The sequence below is a fragment of the Microbacterium sp. M4A5_1d genome, assembly GCF_053345465.1.
This window is the reverse complement of record NZ_JBKFAD010000001.1, coordinates 1674327-1697417: the sequence shown is the minus strand read 5'-3', so window position 1 is coordinate 1697417 and position 23091 is coordinate 1674327. Positions and strand designations below refer to the sequence as shown.

General features: G+C 70.5%; 22 protein-coding genes. 13 read left to right on the top strand and 9 right to left on the bottom strand.

The window, feature by feature from the left end; translation table 11 throughout:
• Positions 1 to 32 precede the first annotated feature (32 nt).
• The 3 genes from ACLBWJ_RS08090 to ACLBWJ_RS08080 form a co-directional block, all read right to left on the bottom strand.
• Positions 33 to 851, bottom strand: a complete 819-nt coding sequence (locus tag ACLBWJ_RS08090) for an energy-coupling factor transporter transmembrane component T (protein ID WP_323987032.1) — start codon at positions 849 to 851, stop codon at positions 33 to 35.
• Positions 848 to 2659 carry an ABC transporter ATP-binding protein gene (locus ACLBWJ_RS08085; RefSeq protein ID WP_447660063.1) on the bottom strand — a complete coding sequence of 604 codons (1812 nt, stop codon included), beginning with the start codon at positions 2657 to 2659 and terminating at the stop codon, positions 848 to 850. Before ACLBWJ_RS08085 ends, ACLBWJ_RS08090 begins: the two co-directional genes overlap by 4 nt.
• 75 nt (positions 2660 to 2734) lie before the next feature.
• A complete protein-coding gene (locus tag ACLBWJ_RS08080) occupies positions 2735 to 3277 on the bottom strand; it encodes an ECF transporter S component (RefSeq protein ID WP_447660062.1) in 543 nt (180 codons plus the stop codon).
• A gap of 191 nt (positions 3278 to 3468) precedes the next feature.
• Between ACLBWJ_RS08080 and ACLBWJ_RS08075 the strand changes: the two genes are divergently transcribed.
• Positions 3469 to 7080: a S8 family serine peptidase gene (locus tag ACLBWJ_RS08075; RefSeq protein WP_447660061.1), complete on the top strand. Its 3612-nt coding sequence runs from the start codon at positions 3469 to 3471 to the stop codon at positions 7078 to 7080.
• A 73-nt stretch (positions 7081 to 7153) separates the two neighbouring features.
• On the opposite strand, the gene ACLBWJ_RS08070 is transcribed toward ACLBWJ_RS08075, so the two are convergent.
• Positions 7154 to 7801 carry an FMN-dependent NADH-azoreductase gene (locus ACLBWJ_RS08070; RefSeq protein WP_274178142.1) on the bottom strand — a complete coding sequence of 216 codons (648 nt, stop codon included), beginning with the start codon at positions 7799 to 7801 and terminating at the stop codon, positions 7154 to 7156.
• A gap of 72 nt (positions 7802 to 7873) precedes the next feature.
• Here ACLBWJ_RS08070 and ACLBWJ_RS08065 point away from each other — a divergent pair, with 72 nt between their 5' ends.
• Both ACLBWJ_RS08065 and ACLBWJ_RS08060 read left to right on the top strand, forming a co-directional pair.
• Positions 7874 to 8203 carry a winged helix-turn-helix transcriptional regulator gene (locus ACLBWJ_RS08065; protein ID WP_114588955.1) on the top strand — a complete coding sequence of 110 codons (330 nt, stop codon included), beginning with the start codon at positions 7874 to 7876 and terminating at the stop codon, positions 8201 to 8203.
• A gap of 32 nt (positions 8204 to 8235) precedes the next feature.
• Positions 8236 to 8763, top strand: a complete 528-nt coding sequence (locus ACLBWJ_RS08060) for a GNAT family N-acetyltransferase (RefSeq protein WP_282501870.1) — start codon at positions 8236 to 8238, stop codon at positions 8761 to 8763.
• On the opposite strand, the gene ACLBWJ_RS08055 is transcribed toward ACLBWJ_RS08060, so the two are convergent.
• The 3 genes from ACLBWJ_RS08055 to ACLBWJ_RS08045 all read right to left on the bottom strand — a co-directional run bounded on the left by ACLBWJ_RS08055 (position 8764) and on the right by ACLBWJ_RS08045 (position 9944).
• Positions 8764 to 9030, bottom strand: coding sequence for a GNAT family N-acetyltransferase (locus ACLBWJ_RS08055; protein ID WP_404568579.1), 267 nt, complete (start codon positions 9028 to 9030; stop codon positions 8764 to 8766). It abuts the gene before it with no gap.
• 5 nt (positions 9031 to 9035) lie between these two features.
• Positions 9036 to 9467, bottom strand: coding sequence for a hypothetical protein (locus ACLBWJ_RS08050; protein ID WP_447660060.1), 432 nt, complete (start codon positions 9465 to 9467; stop codon positions 9036 to 9038).
• Positions 9468 to 9575: 108 nt separating this feature from the next.
• On the bottom strand, positions 9576 to 9944 hold the full coding sequence (locus tag ACLBWJ_RS08045) for a nuclear transport factor 2 family protein (RefSeq protein ID WP_404568378.1): 369 nt from the start codon (positions 9942 to 9944) through the stop codon (positions 9576 to 9578).
• Between the two features lie 105 nt (positions 9945 to 10049).
• On the opposite strand from ACLBWJ_RS08045, the gene ACLBWJ_RS08040 reads away from it, so the two are divergent.
• From ACLBWJ_RS08040 to ACLBWJ_RS08025, 4 genes are all read left to right on the top strand, one after another.
• The gene (locus ACLBWJ_RS08040; RefSeq protein ID WP_447660059.1) at positions 10050 to 11012 is read left to right on the top strand and encodes an NAD-dependent epimerase/dehydratase family protein; all 963 of its coding nucleotides are present in this window, start codon (positions 10050 to 10052) and stop codon (positions 11010 to 11012) included.
• Between the two features lie 325 nt (positions 11013 to 11337).
• On the top strand, positions 11338 to 11655 hold the full coding sequence (locus ACLBWJ_RS08035; RefSeq protein WP_447660057.1) for a hypothetical protein: 318 nt from the start codon (positions 11338 to 11340) through the stop codon (positions 11653 to 11655).
• Complete coding sequence (locus ACLBWJ_RS08030; protein ID WP_447660056.1) at positions 11652 to 12170, top strand: RNA polymerase sigma factor; 519 nt, start codon at positions 11652 to 11654, stop codon at positions 12168 to 12170. Before ACLBWJ_RS08035 ends, ACLBWJ_RS08030 begins: the two co-directional genes overlap by 4 nt.
• 75 nt (positions 12171 to 12245) lie before the next feature.
• Entirely contained in the window at positions 12246 to 12473 is a 228-nt protein-coding gene (locus tag ACLBWJ_RS08025; RefSeq protein WP_354451553.1) for a hypothetical protein, read from the top strand.
• A 43-nt stretch (positions 12474 to 12516) separates the two neighbouring features.
• On the opposite strand, the gene ACLBWJ_RS08020 is transcribed toward ACLBWJ_RS08025, so the two are convergent.
• Positions 12517 to 13488: a pirin family protein gene (locus tag ACLBWJ_RS08020; RefSeq protein ID WP_354451551.1), complete on the bottom strand. Its 972-nt coding sequence runs from the start codon at positions 13486 to 13488 to the stop codon at positions 12517 to 12519.
• Positions 13485 to 13826, bottom strand: coding sequence for a GNAT family N-acetyltransferase (locus tag ACLBWJ_RS08015; RefSeq protein ID WP_112615867.1), 342 nt, complete (start codon positions 13824 to 13826; stop codon positions 13485 to 13487). The genes ACLBWJ_RS08020 and ACLBWJ_RS08015 overlap by 4 nt, the downstream gene beginning before the upstream one ends.
• A 128-nt stretch (positions 13827 to 13954) precedes the next feature.
• Between ACLBWJ_RS08015 and ACLBWJ_RS08010 the strand changes: the two genes are divergently transcribed.
• From ACLBWJ_RS08010 to recQ, 6 genes are all read left to right on the top strand, one after another.
• A complete protein-coding gene (locus ACLBWJ_RS08010; protein WP_447660055.1) occupies positions 13955 to 16210 on the top strand; it encodes a carbon starvation CstA family protein in 2256 nt (751 codons plus the stop codon).
• A gap of 90 nt (positions 16211 to 16300) precedes the next feature.
• On the top strand, positions 16301 to 16507 hold the full coding sequence (locus ACLBWJ_RS08005) for a YbdD/YjiX family protein (protein WP_274178151.1): 207 nt from the start codon (positions 16301 to 16303) through the stop codon (positions 16505 to 16507).
• 18 nt (positions 16508 to 16525) lie between these two features.
• Entirely contained in the window at positions 16526 to 17725 is a 1200-nt protein-coding gene (locus ACLBWJ_RS08000) for a glycoside hydrolase family 3 N-terminal domain-containing protein (protein WP_323987046.1), read from the top strand.
• A gap of 79 nt (positions 17726 to 17804) precedes the next feature.
• Entirely contained in the window at positions 17805 to 20333 is a 2529-nt protein-coding gene (locus tag ACLBWJ_RS07995) for a DEAD/DEAH box helicase (RefSeq protein WP_447660054.1), read from the top strand.
• Positions 20334 to 20393: 60 nt separating this feature from the next.
• Positions 20394 to 20930, top strand: a complete 537-nt coding sequence (locus tag ACLBWJ_RS07990) for a DUF1697 domain-containing protein (protein ID WP_274178153.1) — start codon at positions 20394 to 20396, stop codon at positions 20928 to 20930.
• A 71-nt stretch (positions 20931 to 21001) separates the two neighbouring features.
• Positions 21002 to 23068, top strand: a complete 2067-nt coding sequence (recQ, locus tag ACLBWJ_RS07985) for a DNA helicase RecQ (protein WP_269266943.1) — start codon at positions 21002 to 21004, stop codon at positions 23066 to 23068.
• Positions 23069 to 23091 lie beyond the last annotated feature (23 nt).

Sequence of the window (23091 nt, the reverse complement as noted above, 5' to 3'; positions counted from 1 at the left end):
TCCTCTCCAGGCTCGACGGGGTGCGGTCGGCATCAGGGGGTCCAGGGGAAGAGGGCGATGAGGATCGCGGCGGAGGCGAGCCAGAAGAGCGCGACGAAGGCGACATCGCGCCGCCGGAACGGCACCAGGTGCCGCTCGGTGCGGTCGCGATGGGCCCCGAAGGCGCGCGCGTCCATCGCGAGCGCGACCCGCTCGGCATGGCGAATGGCGCCGGCCAGCAGCGGAACGACGTAACCGCCCCACCGTGCGATCGCCGAGAACGGTCCCCGCCCGCCATGGGCGCCGCGTACGCGGTGGGCCTGTCGGATGAGGTCGAGCTCGTAGCCGAACCGCGGCACGAACCGGAACGCGGCGAGCGCCGTGTAGCCGACGCGGTAGGGGACGCGCAGCTGCTGGACGGTCGCCCTCACGAGGTCCGGCCCCGTTGTGGTGAGCCCCGCGATGAACGCCAGCGCGGCGATCGCGCCGAGCCGCAACCCGGTCGCCATCCCGGTCTCCAACGCCCCCGCGTGCAGACTCCAGGCGCCGAGCTGAAGCAGCACCGGGGTGTCGGCCACCCGCGCCGCATCGACCCACAGCGACATCCCGGCTCCCACCATCAGGATGCCGATGGGCACGGCGACCGCGAGCAGGAGAACGGTACGCAGCGTCCAACGCGCTCCGACGATGAGCACGCCGTACGCGAGTGCGAGCAGAGCGAGCGGCGTGACGAGATCGCGCGTGAAGATGAGAGCGACCATCGCGGGGACGGGGGCCGCGAGCTTCGCCAGCGGGTTGAGCCGGAACAGCAGCCGACGGGAGGGCGGCGCGGCCGCGTAGGGATCGAGCGCGATGCTCGCCGTCGCGCTCATCGATCGCTCCCCGGCAGATCGCGGAGGCGGGCGATGCCCGACAGCTCGGGGTACCCGTCGAGCCCGTGCAGGGCGCGGCGCAGCGGCGGCATCCGCAGGGCGGCGGAGCGCAGCAGCTCGTCGTCGCCGAGGATGTCGGCGGTCGCTCCGTCGGCGACGATGCGGCCATCTCCGACGACGACGCAGCGCTGGGCGTACTCGCTCACCAGCTGCATGTCGTGGGTGACGACGAGGATCGTCGTGCCGTCGCGGTTGAGGTCGCGCAGCACGTGCAGCAGCTCGTCGGCGCGGGCGCGGTCCTGGCCGAACGTCGGCTCGTCGAGGGCGAGCACGGGTGCGCCGGCGATGAGGGCCGTGCCGACCGACAGTCGGCGCTTCTGACCGCCGGAGAGCAGGAACGGATGCCGGTCGGCGTGCGCCTCGAGGCTGAAGCGGCGCAGCATCCCGTCGACGCGCTCACGCACCTCGTCCTCGGGCGTCCGCTGGCGGCGCAGGCCATGGGCGAGCTCGTCGAAGACCGTGGGTGCGACGAACTGGTGCTCGGGGTTCTGGAAGACGAACCCGACGCGCTCGGCGACCGCACGAGGGTCCGCCCGACTCGGGTCGAGCCCGCCCACGTCGATGCGCCCGCGCGGACCGCGGACGACGCCGGCGATCGCCTGGATGAGGCTCGTCTTGCCCGCGCCGTTCGCGCCGACGATCGCGACGAACTCGCCGGTCGCGACCTCGAGGTCCACGTCGTGGAGCACTGTCGTCCGACCTCGACGCAGCGTCAGATCGCGCACCGAGACCGCCGGCGTCGGCGCGTGCGCCTGCGCCTGCGCCGGAGAATCGCGCGAAACTCGGACCGAATCGGAGGTTGCCCCCGACGATGCCGCGATGTTCCGATTCTCGCTACCGGATGCCGCGGCCTCGAGCCCCGCGCGCAGCTCGTCCGGCGTCAGGGGGAGTGGGTCGAACGGATAGCCCGCTTCGCGCAGCCGCAGCGCCGCGATGGTCGACACCGGCAGCCACACGCCGATCGCGTGCAGCTCGGCCGCCCGTTCGCGCAGCACCGCGTCGATCGGACCGTCGGCGATGGTGCGACCGCCATGGTCGAGCACGACGACACGGTCGGTGAAGCCGATCGCCGCGTCGAGGTTGTGCTCGACGAGCAGGATCGCCCGGTCGCCGGCGGCGGCGATCTCGCCGAGGGCGGCGTAGACGTCCTCGATGCCCTCGGGGTCGAGGTTCGCCGTGGGCTCGTCGAGCACGAGCAGGGGCGAGTCCATCGCGAGCGCGCACGCGATCGCGAGGCGCTGGCGTCCGCCGCCCGAGAGGCGGTCGGGGTTCTCGTGCCGCCGCTCCCAGAGCCCCATCCGGCGCAGCGCCCGTTCGCTCCGGGCGAGGACATCGTCGACGGGCAGCCGCAGGTTCTCGGGGCCGAAGGCCACCTCGTCAAGCAGGGTGCCGGTGACCAACTGCGCGTCGGGGTCTTGGAAGACCATGCCGACGCGTGTGGTGAGCCGGGGGATCGGGGTGGTCGCAGCATCCTCGCCCGACACGAGTACCGCGCCCTCGGTCGTCGCCGGGATCGACTGCGGGATCAGCCCGTTGAGCGTCAGTGCGACCGTCGACTTGCCCGAACCGCTCGGCCCGAGGAGCAGCACGACCTCACCGGGAGTGACGGAGAACGCGGCGCCGCGGGTAGCTGCGGCATCCGATCCCTCGTAGGTCACCGCGAGATCGCGCACGGCGAGCAACGGCGCGGATGCGGTCGCGGCGACCGGCGTTCCCGCCGTGGCGGCACCGGATGCGGCGGATGTCACGGGCGTCCTCGGATCGGATCGGATGCGCTTAGCTTAGCCGACCCTAACTTGGCCCGGAAAGGCCGGCGGGGGTGTTCAGCGACGGGCGACGCCGGCGCGGCGCAGGCCGACGCCGATCCACAGGCCGATGGCCGTCCAGGCGACGGGCCCGAGTACGGCCAGGGTCAGGTAGGTGACCTGAGCCCACAGCGGGAGGGCGCTGAGGTGAGCGGCGAAGAACACCGCGAGGGCGACGACGACGCCGATCACGAGACCCGAGACGAAGAACCGCCAGGGCGCCCACGAGCGATAGCGGACGAGAGCGGCGACGCCCTCCTGCAGGCCTCCGAAAAGCACGGCGGTCCCCAGGAACTGGAACGTGTACGGCGGCGCGATGGCCGAAGACGCGAGCGCCGCGATCAGGTGCGTGATGAGCGCGACCCAGGGGAGGCGCAGAGTCTCCTGCGCGACGATTCCGGGCAGCACATGGATGCCGAGGAGGAAGCCGTAGACGATCGGCAGCCCCGTGATGACGGGGACGGCGAGCCAGCCCTCGATGCCGCCCAGCAGGCCCGTTGCGACCCCGATGGCAGCGCAGACGAGCAGAACGCGCGTCGAAAGGCGGGATGCCGGGGCCACCCGCCCAGCCTATGGGACGCGCGCACGGCGGCTCCCTCCCGGGCCGTGAGAAATGCGGCGGTGGGGGCAATGCTCCCGTGACCTGAATGAACGCCGAGGGTTCCTTGTGTCGGAACTGTGAGCTAGGTTGACTTCACCGCGCGCCGACGACGCCGCGCGGACTGCTCATCCATCCCCCCACTGGAGCGCACATGGTTCGCACCACCCTGCGAACAGTCGCGGCTGTATCCCTGGCTGCACTGTTCACGAGCTCTGCCGCAACGGCATCCTTTGCTGCAACGGGAGAGGGGGTGAACATCCCGGTTCCGATCGAGAGTGAGAGCGGACGCTACATCGTCCTGCTCGACGAGGCTCCCGTCGCGACCTACGAGGGCGGCGAGGCCGGCCTCGCGCCGACCAAGCCCGACGAGGGCGAGCGTCTCGACGCCCAGTCGCGCGCCGTCACCGACTACTCCGGCTTCCTCGAGCAGCGTCAAGAAGAGGTCGCGAGCGAGGTCGGCGCGACTCCCGACGCGACCTACCAGACCACCCTAAACGGGTTCGCGGCCCAGCTGAGCGCCGACCAGGCAGGCAAGCTCGCCGCCAAGAAGGGCGTGCTCGGCGTCTTCCCCGACGAGATCCGTCACGTCGACGCCGTGCCCTCGACCGAGTTCCTCGGGCTCGAGGGCGCCGGCGGTGTCTGGGAGAAGGTCGGCGGCATCGATGCGGCGGGCGAAGGCGTCGTCGTCGGCGTCGTCGACACCGGCATCGCGCCCGAGAACCCCGCGTTCGCCGGCGACGCGCTCGGCGCCTCGGCGGGCGACCAGCCCTACCGCGACGGCGACGAGGTCGTGTTCGCGAAGGCCGACGGCGGCGAGTTCCGCAGCACGGTCGTCGATCAGGGCGCCGGCACGAAGGATGCCTGGGACCCGTCGCTCCTGAACACCAAGCTCATCGCTGCCCACTACTTCAGCGACGGCGCCGCGGCGAACGGGTTCTCGTTCGCCGACGACCACCTGTCGCCCCGCGACGGCGACGGCCACGGCTCGCACACCGCGAGCACGGCGGCGGGCAACAACGGCGTCGAGGCGTCCGTCGAGGGAGTCGACTTCGGTTCGATCTCGGGTGTCGCGCCGGCTGCCAAGGTCGCGTCGTACAAGGCCTGCTACGTCGGGCCCGACCCGCTGGTCACCACCGACGACATCTGCGCGCTGAGCGACCTGCTGGCCGCGATCGACCAGGCCGTCGCCGACGGCGTCGACGTCATCAACTACTCGATCGGCGGCGGCTCGGCCACGACCGTGCTCGCGCCCGAGGACATCTCGTTCTTCAACGCGGCTGCGGCCGGTGTCTTCGTCGCGACGAGCGCCGGCAACTCCGGCCCCGACCCGGTTACGGCCGACCACGCGTCACCGTGGTACGCCACGGTCGCGGCATCCACCATCCCGACCTGGGAGGGCACCGTCCGGCTCGGCGAGGAGGGCGACACGTCTGCCGCGCAGTTCCCCGGCGCGTCGGTTTCGGTCGGATTCGGCGACACGATCTCGGGTCCGTCGGTCTACGCGGGCGACGCCGGCCTGGCCGGTGCTGCGACGCCCGAGCTCTGCCTGCTCGGCTCGCTCGATCCGGCCGAGGTCACCGGCAAGATCGTCGTCTGCGACCGCGGATCGAACGCTCGTGTCGAGAAGTCGCAGGCGGTCGAAGAGGCCGGCGGAATCGGCATGATCCTGACCAACGTCACGCCCGCCTCGCTCGACAACGACTTCCACTCGGTCCCCACCGTGCACGTCTCCGACACCGCCCGCCCGGCCGTGCTCGAGTACGTCCAGGGCGGCGCAGACCGCGTCGTCACGCTCATCGGTGAGAACGTCACCGGCACCGAGACCCCCGTCCCGCAGGTCGCGGGCTTCTCGAGCCGCGGACCGATGCTCGCCGACGGCAGCGACGTCATCAAGCCCGACATCACCGCTCCCGGTGTCGCGATCCTCGCGGCTACCGAGAACGGCATCGACGAGGACCCGACCTTCGGCATCCTCTCGGGCACCTCGATGTCGTCGCCCCACGTCGCCGGGCTCGCCGCGCTGTACCTCGGCGAGCACCCGCAGGCGACGCCCGCCGAGGTGAAGTCGGCGATGATGACGACCGCGTACGACACCGTGGATGCCGCCGGCGACGCCGTCACCGACCCGTTCACGCAGGGCGCCGGCCACACCGACCCGACGAAGTACTTCGAGCCGGGGCTCCTCTACCTGAACGGTCCGGCCGACTGGGCCGCGTACCTGCAGGGTCTGGGGCTGCGCGACTTCGGCGTCGACCCCATCGATCCGAGCGACCTCAACCTGCCGTCCATCGGCGTCGGTGCGCTCGGCGCGCCGCAGACGGTGACCCGCACGATCACGGCGACCGAGGCCGGGACGTACGAGGCGCAGGCATCCGTTCCCGGTGTCGACGTGCAGGTCTCGCCGTCGTCCGTGACGCTCGGGGCGGGCGAGTCGGCGACGGTCGAGATCACCCTGTCGCGCGTCGACGCTCCGATGGGCGAGTGGGCCACCGGCTTCCTCACCTGGACGGGCGGGGCGAACGACGTGCGTTCGCCGATCGCAGTGTTCCCGGTGCCGGTCGATGCTCCGGAGTCCGTGTCGGGCACCGGCACCACCGGCTCGGTCGACGTCACGGTGGCACCGTCGCTGACGGGTGAGATCGATCTCGGTCTCTCGGGCCTCGTGCCGCAGGAGCTGCGCGTGAACCCGGACTTTCCGGAGGTGCCCGGACACTCCGGTGACCAGGACTCGTTCTACGACGAGGGTGAGGCCGGCTTCAACACGTACGAGATCGTCGACGTCCCGGAGGGCACGGAGTACGCGCGCTTCGCCGTCGAGGCCGAAGCGACCGAGACGACCGACCTCGACATGACCGTGTACCGCGTGGTCAGCCCCGACGACCTGCGCTACTACGAGCAGTGGTCGTCGGCGACGGCATCCGCCAACGAGGCCGTCTCGCTCACCGCGCCCACCGCGGGCACCTACCTGGTCAAGGTCAACCGGTACTCGTTCAGCGAGCCCTTCACCTACGACCTCACTACTGCGGTCGTCGCAGCGGGGGCATCGGGCGGCGAGTTCACCGCCACCCCCGATCCGCTGCCGACGGTGCAGGGCGAGAAGGCGACCTACACCCTGTCGTGGGCGGGCCTCGAGCCCGAGACGTCGTACCTCGGCGTCGTTCGCTACGGCGACTCCTCGATCCGGACGATCGTCGAGGTCGAGTCGGGCCAGGGTGCGCCGGTCGCGGTCGTCGCTCCCGAGGTGTCGGGTTCGGCGAAGGTCGGCGGCACGCTGAAGGCGACCGCCGGTGAGTGGGATCCCGCCGAGGTCAGCGTCGCGTACCAGTGGCTTCGCGGTGGTGAGCCCATCGAGGGTGCTACCTCGGCGTCGTACAAAGTGACGCGCGCCGATGTGGGCACCGCCCTGTCGGTGCGGGTCACCGCGACGGCGGAGGGCAACCCCCAGGTCGGAACCGCGGTCTCGAGAGAGGTGTTCGTCAAGTTCGCCTCGGCGGCGAGCGTTTCGCTCAACCGTTACGTCGGAACGGCCTCGCAGCCCTACGTGGTCTCGGTGAAGGTGACGCCGACCGGCGGCGCCCCCGCGACGGGCACCGTCGACATCTGGGTGAACTCGACCCGGTACAGCGCGGATGTCGTCGACGGCACGGCGCGTGTCGAACTGCCCCGGCAGTCGCGCGGGCTGAAGGTCGTCGTCGCCACCTACAACGGCAGTGACACGGTCGAGGGATCGCTGGGACTCAGCGGCTTCCTCGTGCTGTGGTGATGACCGGCTGACGCGCTGCGGCGCGGACGCGCGGGGCGCGCGGACTTCGGTCCGGGCGCCCCGTCGTCATGTTTCAGGCGGTGCGGGATGCCGCGAGCGTGCGGCCGGCCGTGACGGCATCCCGCTCGGCCGTCGCGCGAAGCTCGGCTGCAGCCTCGGTGAAGGCATCGAGTGCGGGGTTCACGCCGACGAGCGTGAAGGGGCGGTGGACGACCGTGAGGTCGAGCCCCCAGACGTCCTCGAAGACGCGCCGAAGCCACCCGGTGGAGTGGTCCCAGCCCTCTTTGGGGCTGCCGGGCTCGTAGTTGCCGCCCAGCACCGTGACGAGCGTTGCGGGCTTGCCGCGCAACGCCGTTCCCTGGGGGTCGATCCGCGGGTCGGTGTACGCCAGGTCGAACCACGTCTTCACGTGCTGTGAGACGCCGTAGTTGTAGAGCGGCACGGTGAAGAGCAGGGCGTCGGCTGCGATCAGCTCGTCGGCCAGCTGCTCGCGCAGGGCGACTGCGTCGCGCTGACCAGCGGTCTGCTGCTCGGCGGGCGTGAACCCGGCGGTCACGGCATCCCGCCAAGCGGTCGCCGGAACCGGGTCGGCGGCGATGTCGCGGCGCACGACATCACTCGAGGGGTGGGCGGCGAGCCACTCGGCCTCGACGAGGTCGCCCAGCTCACGGCTGGCCGAGGTGGCGGGCAGGATGCTGGCATCCAGACGGAAGAGAGTCATGCGCTTCTCCGATCAGAGGAACTATGAAAAACAAAGCGGCTTCGGGAACGCTAGCACACGTACGATGGAGGCATGACCGAGCCCCACGACGCGCGACAGTGCGACGCCGCGGTGTCGCACGCGTTCTCGGTGCTCGGCAAGCGGTGGAACGGCATGATCGTCGACGTGCTCGGACAGGGCGAGCTCTCGTTCGTCGGTCTGCGTCGGGCCGTCGCCGGCATCAGCGATGCGGTTCTCTCCGACCGGCTCACCGAGCTCTCCGACGTCGGGCTGGTCGTCCGGCGGGTCGAGGCGGGACCGCCGGTCGCGGTCACCTACGCACTGACGGATGCCGGGTCGCGCCTGGTGCCGATCCTGAGTCAGCTCGGCGAGTGGGCCGACGGCAACCTCACGCGGCGCTGAGCGCGTGCCGGAGCCGGCCGGAGAGTAGAACCGTGATCGAAGGCCTGAACCTCCCGGCATCCGTCCGCTCCCGCTCGGCAGATGTCGTCATCCGTCGCGCGACGCCCGATGATCTCGATGCGATCGTGCGGTTGCTGTCGGATGACCCGATCAGCGCGGGGCGTGGTGACGCCGCCCGCGACGAGGACCGCGGTGCGTACGCAGATGCTCTGGAGCGGATCGTCGCGAACCCCGCGAACGAGCTGCTGGTCGCCGTCGACGAGGCCGGTCGAGTCACGGCGACCATGCAACTGACCCTGATCCCCGGGATGGCGCGGCGGGGGAGCACCCGTCTCCTCGTCGAGGCCGTGCGCGTCGCGAGCGCCGAACGCTCATCCGGCATCGGCACGGCGCTCATGCGGTGGGTGATGGATGCCGCGGCGGTCGAGCTCGGCGCCGCCCTCGTGCAGCTGACATCGGATGCCGCGCGCGTCGACGCGCACCGTTTCTACCGCAGGCTCGGCTTCGCCGACTCGCACGTCGGGTTCAAGTACGCCGTGCCCGCCGGGCCGGCACTCTGATCAGGCGGAGGGTCGCGGGGTCAGCCACACGTCGACGTCGTCCTCGCTGTCCAGGGCGAAGCCATGCCGCTGGTACAAGCGCCGTGCGGCGCTGCCCTGCAGGACGTTCAGGCGCGTCGGTCCGTCGTACGGTTCGATGATCGCCGACTGCAGGACAGCGCTTCCGATGCCCCGCCCCTGCAAGGACGCGGGCAGGTAGAAGTGCTCGATCCAACGGGTCGCGTCGTCTGAGCGGGTCGTGAGGCATCCGGCATCCGTCCCGTCGATCAGGGCTACTCGACCTCCTTGGCCGGAGTCCAGGCGTAGTAGGTGCCGTTACTCCCCGCCACCGCCCACTCGCCGCAGACGGCGACGCGGTCGATCGTGTAGATATCGGGCCCGGACGTGATCTCCATGGTGGGGGCCGAGAGGCGCTCGACCTCGGCGCAGTCCGCCGCAAGGCCGGTCTCGCTCGAGAACACGATCGACTCGGCTTCAGCTCGGGTCGAGACGACGCGCGTGAGTTCGCGTGCGTCGGCGGGCAGCCACGCGGGAGCCTCGCCGCGTGCCTGCGCGAACTCCTTCGCTGTCGCGTAAGTGCTCTCGGCGCGCCCATAGGCGACGTTGTCGACGGCGGCGCAACCGGACAGCGTCAGCAGGATGGCTGCCATGCCGAGCGCGGCGGCGCCGGGCGGGAGGTCGCGGGGAAGGCGGGGCTTCGTCATGAGACCGACGCTACGGACCCCTGCGGTCTGCGTCGTCGCTCGGTTGGATGACCACGCATCAGCCTCGCGGATGACGTCGTGCCCCGCGCCCGGCTGTGAGGCTGGCGACTATCTCCACTCGCCTTCCCAGGTGTAGAGATCGGCGGTGACGGCGTACTCGCGAAGCTGCGCGATCTTGCCGTCGCGCTGGGTCGCGATCGTCGCCCCCAGGAGCGTCCGGTCCTCACCGTCCTGGTGGTACTCGAACCGCCACTCCGCCACGAGCAGATCTCCGGCCTGGGCTTCGTTCGTGATCGTCCAGTCGAGAACGCGCGACCCCTCCTCGTTCCACTTCTCGCACCACTCCCGCACGCGCTCCCGGCCGTAGTACACCGGACCGAAGCTCTCGGTGATCACGACATCCTCCGTGACGGTCTCGACGATCCGCTCGGTGTCATTGGTCTTCCAGGCTGCGATGTAGTCGGTGAGAGCGCTCATCCGACCATTCAACAACCGCGCTTCGCCCGCGGGCACCCGGGCGCAGTTTGCGCCCACAGCGAAGGTGACCCCTTCGCGCCGGCCGGTGCCGGTTGACTGGCGGGCATGAGACGGACTCTGGTGCTGGGCGGAACCGGATGGCTGGGGCGCGAGATCGCGCGACAGGCGCGCGACAGCGGAGCCGAGGTGGTCTGCCTGGCGCGCGGCGAGTCCGGATCGGCGCCGGATGGTGTGCAGCTCGTGCGTGCCGACCGATCGCTCGCCGGGGCTTACGAGGGTCTCGGGGGTGAATGGGATGACGTTGTCGAGCTCGCCTCCGAGCCGCAGCTCGTCGAGTCCGCACTGAAGGCGCTCGCCGCCCGAGCGGCGCACTGGACTCTCGTCTCGACCGTGTCGGTGTACGCGGACAACAGCACGCCGGGCGCCGACGAAACGGCGCAGCTGGTCGAACCGCAGAACCTCGCCGAGTATCCCGACGCGAAAGTGGCCGCCGAACGGGCCTCCGCGGCAGCGCTCGGTGACCGCCTGCTCATCGCCCGGCCCGGTTTGATCGCGGGTCCGGGTGATCCGAGCGACCGCCTCGGCTACTGGCCGGCTCGGCTGCACCGCGGTGGCAACGTGCTCGCTCCGACGATGAGCCGGCGATTCGTCCAGTTCATCGACGTCGAGGACCTCGCGGACTGGATCGTCAGCGCGGGTGCGGCCGGGATCACCGGCGTCGTCAACGCCGTCGGTGAGGCCCACGCGATGCATGACTTCTTTCGTGCCGCGCGGTCGGTCGCCGGGTTCGACGGCGAACTCATCACGGTTGACGACGGAGAGCTCCTCGCTCTCGACGTGCACTATTGGGCCGGCCCCCGGTCTCTCCCGTTGTGGCTGCCGATCGAGGCCGTGGGCTTCGCTCAGCGAGATGGAAGTGCCTTCGTTGCCACCGGAGGTCGGTCGCGACCGCTCGCAGACACCCTGACCCGTGTGCTCACGGACGAGATCTCGCGCGGCCTCGACCGGCCCCGGCGCTCCGGGCTGACGACGGACGAGGAGCAGGAGGTCCTCGCCGCCGTCCGCTAGACCATTCACTTCTCCTGGCGCGCGGCCGAAGCTGTCGGCGACGACTTCTCTCTGCCGTGCAACGTTCGACCGAGGTCCGGCCATGTACGTGGTGAGCACCGAGGAGGACTCCATGGACACATCGATTGATGACCTGTTGCGGGCAAGTGCCCCGCGCCGCGTATCAACGGACGGAATGGTCGCAGCTGAAGTAGAACGCGTCGGGATCGCAGCGCGCATTCATGCCGCGCGTCGGCGGCGTGTCCGCCGGCTGTCGTGGGTCGCTGTGCCGGTGCTCGCCTTGCCGGGGATCGCGCTCGCGTCTACAGCCGGCACCGACCCGCGAATGATCCCAGACTTCGAGATCCCCGTCTCATACGTCACCGACACCGGTCGTGAGATCTCTTGCTCGATCGGGCTCTTCAACGGCGAACTCGACCACGTCGAGACCAACACGAAGGCCGTCGAGTACATCGCGGCTCAGAACTGGGATGGTGTCGGCCAGAAGATCTACGAGGAGGCTCTCAAGCGCGACGCGGCCGGTGACTTCGCGCCGTTCTTCGGGGCGGCTCAGGATGTGATCTTCGCCGGGGCCGACGTTCACATCCTGCCCGGCGACGGTGGTGTCGGCACCGACACCGACTGCACGGGACAGCTGCATTGACGGGCGCATCTGAGCCCGCCCCGACGAACGACCAGCGCGTCGCCCAGCTCGTGAAGGATCACGCCGGTGCACTCCTCGACTACTTCGTCCGGCGTGTGCCCGATCGCGAAGATGCCGCAGACCTGTTGGGTGAAACCCTCGTCGTTGTGTGGCGCAAGGCGCGGTCGGTTCCCTCCGATGCCGTCGAGGCGCGGATGTGGATGTTCGGTATCGCTCGCCGCGTTCTCTCTCAAGGCTGGCGATCGCATGCGCGTCGGCATGCGCTCACGAACAAGCTCGCACGACACCTCATGGAGGTGGCGCCGACCGAGGAGCAGGATCATGCTGCTGATGTGCGCGCTGCGCTCACCAAGCTCCAGGTGGTCGATCAGGAGATCATCCGCCTCGTCTACTGGGATGGATTCACGCTGGTGGAGGCCGCGCGGCACCTGGGAATGAATGCCGCCACGGTTCGCAGCCGACACGCGAGGGCGAGGTCGATGCTGCAGACGCTCCTGCACACCGAACGCGTCTGACGGGCCGCGTCTGGTGGAAGGCGGACAACCGCTTCGATAGCCCATCGCGAAAACCGAGACCGCTACAGTCCGAGCATGAAGGCGGGGGCACTCATCATTCGCAGCTGCGTCAGCATGCTCGCCATCGGCCTCATGCTCGTCGCGGCGAAGTTCTTGATGGCTGGCCTGTGGGTCCCCGGCCTAGCGGCCCTGGCGCTCGCTGCTCCCCTCGCCATCTGGTTCTGGCAAGCGAGCAAGCGGGCCCTCGCCGATGAAGCCCTCCGGGCATCGGAGCACTATGACGCCACCGACAGCGATACCTGACCCGCGCGACCTGAACCAGCCGACACATCCATGAGGGGATGAGTCAGAGCCGCCGGCGGCGGGGCGTCAGCCGCACGTGCGGGAGCGGCGGGGCGGGGATGCGCTCGTCGCCGTGACCGACGACGTGGCCGAACCGATCGGATGCCGCTTCCCACTCCTCGCGCGCAACCTCGATCTCGTCGTGGCTGCGGCCGACGAAGTTCCACCACATGACGATCTCGTCGCCGAACGGCTCCCCGCCCAGGAGGAACACCGTCGCCTCCTCGTCTCCGGCGGTCAGACGGATGCCGCGGCGTCCGTCGCCGAGGTACAGCAGAGCGCCGGGCGCGACGGCATCCTCCGCCCCGTCGACCCGCACCGACCCGAAGACCGGCACGACGGCGTACTCCCACGCGGTCTCGAGGGGCAGGTCGACGATCGCGCCGGCGGGCAGCCGCAGCTCGGCGCCAACGATCGGCGTGTGCATCGTCGCGGGCGAGACGCGTCCGGCGAGTTCGCCGACGACGACGGTCGCCCTGGCGCCGCCGCCGAGGTCGAGCTCGGGCAGGTCGACGTGACGCTCGAAGTCGGGGGCGCCGTGGCGGCGCTCCTCGGGGAGGGCAACCCACAGCTGCAGCGCGTCGAGGGGGACGGGCTCGTCGCCGACTGAATACTCGGAGTGGGCGATGCCGGCACCGCTGGTCATGATGTTCAGTGCGCCGCGCTCGATGACGACATCGCTGCCGAGCGTGTCACGGTGGTGCACCTCGCCGGCGAGTGGCCAGGTGACGGTCTGCAGTCCGATGTGCGGATGCGGCTCAACCCGCATCCGCGTGCGCTGCGGGCCGAAGCGGTCGAGAAAGCACCAGGCGCCGACGAGCGGCAGATCGCGCTGTGGCAGAAAGCGGTACACCGACATCGCCCGCACGCCGCCGAGCGGCACCTCGCGCGCCTCGAGCAACGCCCGTCGGGGACCGGGGGAACCCGTCCCCGGGTCTTCGTCGACGGGCGCCGTCTCGGCGTCGAAGCGGGTCACGCCGACGGTTCCGCCGGGGCAGCGGCGTCGGCGGCATCCTCGTCGCGCCACTCGATCTTCAGGCCGGGAACCTCGTTCTCACGAAGGAACTTCACGATGAACGGGCACTCGGGAACGACGGTCTCGCCACGGCGCGCGACGTCGGCGAGCGCATCGGCGGCCAGCGCCTTGCCGAGGCCGCGCCCGCCGAAGGCCTTGTCGACCTCGGTGTGATCGAACACCAGGCGCCCCTCGTCGTCGCGCCGGAAGGCGGCGAAACCGGCGGCCACGTCGCCGACGTGGAGGTCGTAGCGGTCCTGCTCGTCGTTGCGGATCACGGTGGGGGTCTCGTCGGTCATGGTGATCTCCTCTCGATCACCTCCACGGTAAGGCCGGTCGAGACCATTACGACCGAATACCGGGATTGCCGGGGTGCGTCCGCCTAAGCTGAGAAAACGCAATGAAGCGCCTTCCCCCAGGAGAACCGATGCCTCGATCCTCGTCCGACATCGTCACCGATCCGAAACTGCCGCCGGTCGCGGTCTCCGACGACCAGCATCGCGCCGCCGCCCGTTGGACACCGCTCAAGGTCGTGATCTGGATCGCGATCGCGCTGCTCGGCGGGCTCGCATGGGTCATGCTCGCCGTCGTCCGCGGCGAGACGGTGAACGCGATCTGGTTCGTCTTCGCCGCCGTCTGCACGTACCTCATCGGCTACCGCTTCTACTCGAAGGTGATCGAGCGCTACCTGCTGCGGCCCGACGACCGGCGTGCGACGCCCGCCGAGGTCAAGCAGGACGGCAAGGACTACGTGCCGACCGACCGCCGCGTGCTCTACGGCCACCACTTCGCGGCCATCGCCGGCGCCGGTCCGCTCGTCGGCCCGGTGCTCGCGGCGCAGATGGGATTCCTCCCCGGGACGATCTGGATCATCGTCGGGGTCGTCGTCGCGGGCGCCGTGCAGGACTACACCGTGCTCTTCTTCTCGATGCGCCGGGGCGGCCGGACGATCGGGCAGATGGCCCGTCAGGAGCTCGGGCGCATCGGCGGGACCGCCGCGATCGTGGCATCCCTGCTCATCATGCTGATCATCGTCGCGATCCTCGCGCTCGTCGTGGTGAACGCGCTCGGCGAGAGCCCGTGGGGCGTCTTCTCGGTGTCGATGACGATCCCGATCGCGCTCTTCATGGGCGTCTACCTGCGCTACCTCCGGCCCGGCAAGGTCACCGAGGTGTCGATCATCGGGTTCGTGCTGCTGATGGGCGCGATCATCGCGGGCGGATGGGTCGCCGACACCGCCTGGGGGCAGGAGATCTTCCACCTCGACCGCACGGTCATCGCGTGGGGCATCATCATCTACGGCTTCATCGCCGCGGTGCTGCCGGTGTGGCTGTTGCTCGCTCCGCGCGACTACCTCTCGACGTTCATGAAGATCGGCGTCATCGTCATGCTCGCCGGGGCGATCGTGCTCGTCCGCCCCGAGATCTCGGTGCCGGCGGTCACCATCTTCGGTGAGAACGGACTGGGTCCGGTGTTCGCCGGCCCGCTCTTCCCGTTCCTGTTCGTCACGATCGCCTGTGGCGCGCTCTCGGGATTCCACGCGCTCATCGCCTCGGGGACGACGCCGAAGCTCGTCGAGAAGGAGCGCCAGACGCGCTTCATCGGCTACGGCGGCATGCTCATGGAGTCGTTCGTCGCGATCATGGCGCTCGTCGCCGCGATCTCGATCGACCAGGGCATCTACTTCGCCATGAACGCTCCTTCGGCCGCGACCGGCGGCACCGTCGAAGGCGCGGTCGCCTTCGTCAACTCGCTCGGTCTCACCGGGGTCGAGATCACGCCCGACCTGCTGATCTCGACGGCGGCCGACGTCGGCGAGGAGTCGATCGTCTCGCGCACCGGCGGCGCGCCGACTCTCGCGCTCGGGCTCGCGCACATCATGCAGCAGGCCCTCGGCGGCCAGGCGATGATGTCGTTCTGGTACCACTTCGCGATCATGTTCGAGGCGCTGTTCATCCTGACGGCGGTGGATGCCGGAACCCGCGTCGCCCGCTTCATGCTGCAGGACTCCATCGGCGCCTGGATCCCGAGATTCCGCGACGTGTCGTGGCGTCCGGGTGTCTGGATCACCACGGCCATTATGGTCGCCGGGTGGGGCGCCATCCTGATCCTCGGCGTCACCGACCCGCTCGGCGGCATCAACACCTTCTTCCCGCTGTTCGGCATCGCCAACCAGCTGCTCGCGGCGATCGCGCTCGCCGTCGTCCTCGCGATCGTCGCGAAGCGCGGGCGCTCGTACGTGAAGTGGATCTGGATCATCGCCGTCCCGCTGGCCTTCACCGCGGTCGTGACGATCACGGCCTCGGCGTACAAGATCTTCTCGCCGGTGCCGGCGATCGGCTATTGGGCGAACCACTTCCGCTACCGCGATGCCCTCGCCTCGGGAGACGCGAGCCTGGGGCCGGTTGCGACGGTGGAGGCGGTCATCCGCAACACGGGGGTGCAGGGCACGCTGTCGATCATCTTCGTCGTCCTCGCGATCATCGTGATCGTCTCGGCCGTGATCGTCGCGGTGCGAGCCATCGTGCGCGGCGGGGGAGATGACACCGAAGACCCCGCCGTCCCGTCTCGCCGCTTCGCGCCCGCCGGACTCATCCCCACCGCCCCCGAGCGCGAGCTCGAGAAGGAGTGGGAGCCGCTCCTCGCCGAGGAGCGGGCTGAGACCGCTCGCCGGGGGCACTGACCGATGGCGCTCGCGCACAACTCCTCAGAATCGGGGCCTCGCGGGCCGCGAACCGCTGTTTCCGCGCCGCCGCGCCCCGGATCGAAGGAGTTGTGCGCGCGCGCCGGTCGGGCCGTCCTCCGCGCCGCGCGTGCGCTGCACTGGTACGTCACCTCGCTCATGGGTGACAACGCGTACGCGACGTACCTCGCCCACCAGCGCCGGACGCACCCGGACACCCCGCCCCTCACCGAGCGGCAGTTCTGGCGCCAGCGCATGGACGACCAGGACCGCAACCCGGGTGCGCGCTGCTGTTGACCGGGTGACCATGGAGGGGTGACCCGCACTCCCTCCTCCTCGCGCGCCGCCCGTTCCGCGTTCGCCGCCGCCCTGGTCGGGGTGCTGGCGCTCGCCGTCGGCTGCGCCCCCGAGCCCGCACCGGCCGACCCGACGACGTCCGCCCCGAGCCCGACCGCGACGGCTCCGGCACCCCCGACTCCCACAGCCTCCCCCGACCCCGCCGCGGCCCTCGGGCTCGAAGGGTGCGTCGGTCAGATGCTCATGGTGGGCACGCCGGTCGACACGGTCTCGCCGGATGCCGCAGCCGCGATCCGCGACCGCGGCGTGGGCGGCCTCTTCCTCCACGGCCGCTCGAGCTCGGGCGTCGAGGCCACGGCGGCCCTCGTCGCGCAGTTCCGCGACCTCGCCATCGACGGATCACCGAAGCTCTGGGTCGCGACCGACCAGGAGGGCGGCGAGGTGCAGGTGCTGAGCGGACCCGGGTTCGACGAGATCCCCTACGCCATCCGGCAGGCCGACCTCGGCCGCGACGCGCTCCGCACGGCCGCCACCGCCTGGGGCGGGCAGCTGGCCGCCGCGGGCATCGACGTCAATCTCGCCCCCGTGGCCGACATCGTCACGAGCGCCGAGACCCGCTTGAACAACCCGCCCATCGGCGCGCTCGGGCGGCAGTACGGCTACGACGAGCAGGCCGTCGCCGCGGGCGCCGGCGCATTCGCAGACGGAATGCGCGCATCGGGCGTGCTGCCGACGTTCAAGCACTTCCCCGGGCTCGGCCGGGTGGATGCCAACACCGACTACACCGCCGAAGTGCTCGACAGCGTGGTCTCGGCGGACTCGCCGGATGTCGACGTGTACCGCGAGCTCACGGCATCCGGTCCGTCGCTCGTCATGGTCGGCACGGCGCGGTATCAGCACATCGATCCGGATCACCCGGCCGCGTTCTCTCCGGCGGTGCTCGACCTGCTGCGCGATCGCGTCGGTTTCGACGGCGTCGTGATCACCGATGACCTCTCGGCCGCGGCGGCAGCGGAGATCGTCGCCCCCGGCGATCGGGCCGTCGAGGCGCTGTCGGCCGGGGTCGACATCGTGCTGGCGTCGGCCGATCCGACGGTGCTCCCCGCGATGTACGACGCGGTGCTCGCCCGGGCGCAGTCCGATCCGGCGTTCGCCGCGCGAGTCGACGAGTCGTGCGGCCGGGTGCTCGAGGCGAAGGATGCCGGCACGGCCGGGTGATCGGCGTGCGACGCAACGGCCGTGGGCCGCAGGTCGACGCGGCGGCCACCGCTCCGCGGGCGTAGGGCAGACTCGAGGGATGACCTCCGCGCCGCTGCTCGACCTCATCGGCCCGGATCCCTCCGACGACGCCATCTACGACGCGTTCACGACGTGGGCGGAAGGGCGGGGCCTCACCCTCTACCCGGCGCAGGACGAAGCGGTCATCGAGCTCGTCTCGGGGGCGAACGTGGTGCTGGCCACGCCGACGGGCACGGGCAAGTCGCTCGTCGCGGTCGCGGCGCACGCGACATCCGTCGCCCGTGGTGGACGCACGTACTACACGGCTCCGATCAAGGCGCTCGTGAGCGAGAAGTTCTTCGCGCTCGTCGAGATCTTCGGGGCCGAGAGGGTCGGCATGGTGACGGGCGACTCGTCGGTCAACCCCGAGGCGCCGATCATCTGCTGCACGGCCGAGATCCTCGCGAACCTGGCCCTGCGCGAGGGAGCCGACGCCGACGTCGGCCAGGTCGTCATGGACGAGTTCCACTTCTACGGCGACCCCGATCGCGGCTGGGCGTGGCAGGTGCCGCTGCTCACGCTGCCGCGCGCGCAGTTCCTGCTGATGTCGGCCACGCTCGGCGACGTGACCGACCTCGCCGACGACCTCTCACGTCGTACGGGCCGGCGGACCGCTCTTGTCACCGGCGTCGAGCGGCCGGTGCCGCTGCACTTCTCGTACGAGCGGCGCCCCGTGCACGACGTGCTCGAGCGGCTGCTCGAGGAGCGCGAGACCCCGGTGTACATCGTGCATTTCTCGCAGGCCGCGGCGCTCGAGCGTGCGCAGGCGCTGTCGAGCGTGAAGATCACGACGCGCGAGCAGCGGGATGCCATCGCCGAGGCGATCGGCGGGTTCCGATTCACGACCGGCTTCGGCAAGACCCTCTCGCGCCTCGTGCGGGCGGGCATCGGCGTGCACCACGCCGGAATGCTGCCGCGCTACCGGCGCCTCGTCGAGACGCTCGCACAGCGCGGGCTGCTCAAGGTCATCTGCGGCACCGACACGCTCGGGGTGGGCATCAACGTCCCGATCCGCACGGTCGTCATCACCGCGCTGTCGAAGTACGACGGGACCCGGATGCGGCAGCTCACGGCCCGCGAGTTCCACCAGGTCGCGGGCCGTGCGGGTCGCGCCGGGTTCGACCCGCACGGCAACGTCGTGGTCATGGCGCCGGAGTGGGAGATCGAGAACGCCGTCGCGCTCGCGAAGGCCGGAGACGACCCCGCCAAGCGCAAGAAGATCGTGCGCAAGAAAGCGCCCACCGGCGTCGTCAACTGGGGCGAGGGGTCGTTCGAGCGGCTCGTCGAGGCGCAGCCCGAGCCCCTCACGCCACAGCTGCAGCTGTCCGCCGCGATGCTGCTCAACGTCATCGGCCGCGGGGGTGACGTGTTCGGCAACGTCCGCTCGCTCGTCTTCGACAACCACGAGCCTCGCGCCCGTCAGTATGCCCTCGCCCGCCGGGCCCTCGCGATCTTCCGCACCCTGGTCGCCGCCGGCATCGTCGAGGTCGTGCGCCCCGCGTCTTCTGCTTCTCCGGCCGAGTCGACGATCAGGCTCACCGTCGATCTGCAGCCGAACTTCGCGCTCAACCAGCCGCTGTCGCCGTTCGCGCTCGCAGCGATCGAGCTGCTGTCGCCCGATGATGCCGAGACCGGCACCGGGCACTACGCGCTCGACGTCGTGAGCGTGATCGAGGCGACGCTCGACGACCCGCGCGCGATCCTGTCGCAGCAGGAGTACAAGGCGCGCGGCGAGGCGGTCGGCGCGATGAAGCGCGATGGCATCGAGTACGACGAGCGGATGGCGCTGCTCGAGGAGATCACCTGGCCCAAGCCCCTCGCCGACCTGCTCGCCCAGGCGTTCGAGACCTTCGCGTCGAGCCAGCCGTGGGTGCGCGACTTCGAGCTGTCGCCGAAGTCGGTCGTGCGCGACATGTTCGAGCGGGCGATGTCGTTCGGCGAGTTCGTGTCGTTCTACCAACTGGGTCGCAGCGAGGGCCTCGTGCTGCGCTACCTCAGCGACGCGTACCGGGCGATCCGCCAGACGGTGCCCGCCGAGGCCCGCACCGACGACCTCATGGACCTCATCGAGTGGCTCGGCGAGCTCGTGCGCCAGGTCGACTCGAGCCTCGTCGACGAATGGGAGTCGCTCGCGCACCCCACCGGCGACCCCGACGCTCCCGTCGTTCCGCCCGCGCCGCCGTCGGTGCTGGCGAACCGGCGCGCGTTCACGGTGCTGGTGCGCAACGATATGTTCCGCCGGGTACAGCTCGCCGCGCTGCAGGACGACGAAGCGCTCGAAGCCCTCGACCCCGAGGTCGACTGGCCGGAGGTCCTCGACCGCTACTACGACGACCACGACGAGGTCCTCACCGGGGGTGCCGCGCGCTCGCCGTCGCTCTGCGTGATCGACGAGTCCGCGGCCCGCGACGGACTCTGGCGCGTCGAGCAGGTCATCGACGACCCCGCCGGAGACCACGACTGGCGCATCCGGGCCGAGGTCGACCTGGAGCAGTCCGTCGAGGCAGGCACGGCGGTTGTGCGCGTGACCGAGGTCGTCCGCCTCTGACTCCGGGACGTGAATGGCCGGGCCATGCCGGATGTCGCGGGCCTGGGGCAGGATGAGCCGGTGGCCACACATCTCGGGTTCCTGCGGGCGATCAACCTCGGCGCGACGCGCGTCTTCCCGAAGGACGACATCCGCCGCGTGACCGAGGCCGTCGGCTTCGAGGACGTCGCGACGCACATCAACACCGGCAACATCCGCTTCGACACTCGCATGCGCTCCCGCGCGAAGATCGAGCAGACGCTCGAGCGGGCATACGCGGCCGATCGAGGGTTCGAGGTTCCGGCGATCACGTTCCGCGCCGACGAGTTCGCCGCGCTCGCCGCCGAGGCACTCGCCCTGAGCGAGGCGAACCCCGGCCTGGCCCGCCATTACGTCTACCTGCTCAAGGACGAGCTCGACGCCGACACGGCCGCCCGGGTCGAAGCGCTCGCGACCGCCGCGGGCCGCATGCTGGTCCGCGGCCGCGCGGTCCACGCGCTCCTGCAACCCGGGTATCAGGACGGGACGGTCGATCCCCTGGGCGCGGCGAAGCTCCTCGGCATCGCGACCAACCGCAACCTCAACGTCGTCATGACGCTCGCCGAACGGTGGTGCTGACGAGGCGGGAGGTGACCCCGCCTGTGAACGCACGGAGCGGGCTGTCGGATGCCGCGGCTATCGTGAATCGAGTGAGTCGAGAGCAGCAGTCCTGGGATGCCGATCCCTACGCCGACCTCGACTGGAACCCCGACGAGTTCGCACCGCCCGAGGATTTCGACGCGCCGCCGCCGCCCGAGTTCGACGGATACGGCGCTGCCGTCGCTCGCGCCACCCGCGACCGCGCATCCGCCGGCGCCGCGCCGCCGCGTGCCGCGCCGCCGCGTGCCGTGCCGAACGCGGCCCCCGCCGCCGTCCTCTCGCTCGAGCGTCGCGATTTCACCGGCGCCGACCCGCGCGCCGTGCTCAAGGAGGTCTTCGGCTACGACGACTTCCGCGGCGACCAGGGCGACATCGTCTCGCACGTCATCGGCGGCGGGGATGCCGTCGTGCTCATGCCCACCGGCGGCGGCAAGTCGATCACCTACCAGGTGCCCGCGCTCGTGCGCCCGGGAACGGGACTCGTCGTCAGCCCGCTCATCGCGCTCATGCACGACCAGGTCGATGCGCTGATCGCCAACGGCGTGCGGGCGGCCTACCTCAACTCCACACAGTCTCCGGGTGAGCGCGCCGGTGTCGAGCAGGCGTACCTCGCGGGTCAGCTCGACCTGCTCTACGTCGCCCCCGAGCGTCTGAGCGTGCCGCAGACGACGCAGCTGCTCCAGCGGGGCGCCCTGAGCGTCATCGCGATCGACGAGGCGCACTGCGTCTCGCAGTGGGGCCACGATTTCCGTCCCGATTACCTCGCCCTCGGCGACCTCGACGAGCGGTTCCCCGGGGTGCCGCGGATGGCGCTCACCGCCACTGCGACCCGCGCGACGCACCAGGAGCTCACCGAGCGGCTGCGCCTGCCGCAGGCGCGGCACTTCGTCGCGAGCTTCGACCGACCCAACATCCAGTACCGCATCGAGCCGAAGGTCGATCCGCGGCGGCAGCTCGTCACCTTCATCCGCTCGATGCCCGAGGGATCCGCCGGCATCGTGTACGCGCTCAGCCGCAAGTCGGTCGAGCAGACCGCCGACTACCTCGCCGCACAGGGTCTCGACGCCCTGCCGTACCACGCGGGTCTTCCGGCCGAGATGCGCGCCAAGCACCAGTCGCGGTTCCTCCGCGAAGACGGTGTCGTCATGGTCGCCACGATCGCGTTCGGCATGGGCATCGACAAGCCCGACGTCCGGTTCGTGGCCCACATCGATCTGCCGAAGTCTGTCGAGGGGTACTACCAGGAGACCGGGCGCGCCGGACGCGACGGCGAAGCGTCGATCGCCTGGATGGCCTACGGCCTGGGGGATGTCGTGCAGCAGCGGCGCCTCATCGATCAGAGCCCCGGCGACCGCACGTTCAAGATGCGCATGGGGCAGCACCTCGACGCGATGCTCGCCCTCTGCGAGACGGTCGCGTGCCGTCGGCAGAACCTGCTCGGCTACTTCGGCCAGGACTCCGAGCCCTGCGGCAACTGCGACACCTGCCTCACGCCGCCCGACACGTGGGACGGCCTGATCCCCGCCCAGAAGCTGCTCTCGACGATCGTGCGGCTGCAGCGCGAGCGCAACCAGTCGTTCGGCGCCGGCCACCTCGTCGACATCCTGCGCGGAGCGTCGACCGAGCGCATCCGGCAGCAGCGTCATGACGAACTCGCGACGTACGGCCTCGGCTCCGATCTGTCAGACCAGGACTGGCGCAGTGTCATCCGGCAGCTGCTCGCCCGCGGCATCCTCGTCGCTCGCGGCGAGTACGGCGTGCTCGCGGTCGGCGAGGCCGGAGCGCCGGTGCTCAAGGGCGAGGCTAACGTCCCCCTGCGCCGCGACGTGCTCGGGCGGGGCCAGAACAGCGGCGGCTCTCGCGTGCGCAAGTCGGCCGCGGTCGAGCAGGTCGCCGAGAGCGATCGCGACCTGTTCGAGGCGCTGCGTGCCTGGCGTGCCGAACAGGCGCGCGAGCAGGGCGTTCCGGCCTACATCGTCTTCGGTGACGCGACGCTGCGCGCGCTCGCCGATCGCCGGCCGCGCACCTCGGCCGACCTCGAGGGCATCACCGGCATCGGAGCCAAGAAGCGCGAGGCCTACGGCGACGCGGTGCTCGCCGTCGTGGCATCCCACTGACGACGAGCACCGCGCTTCGCCGG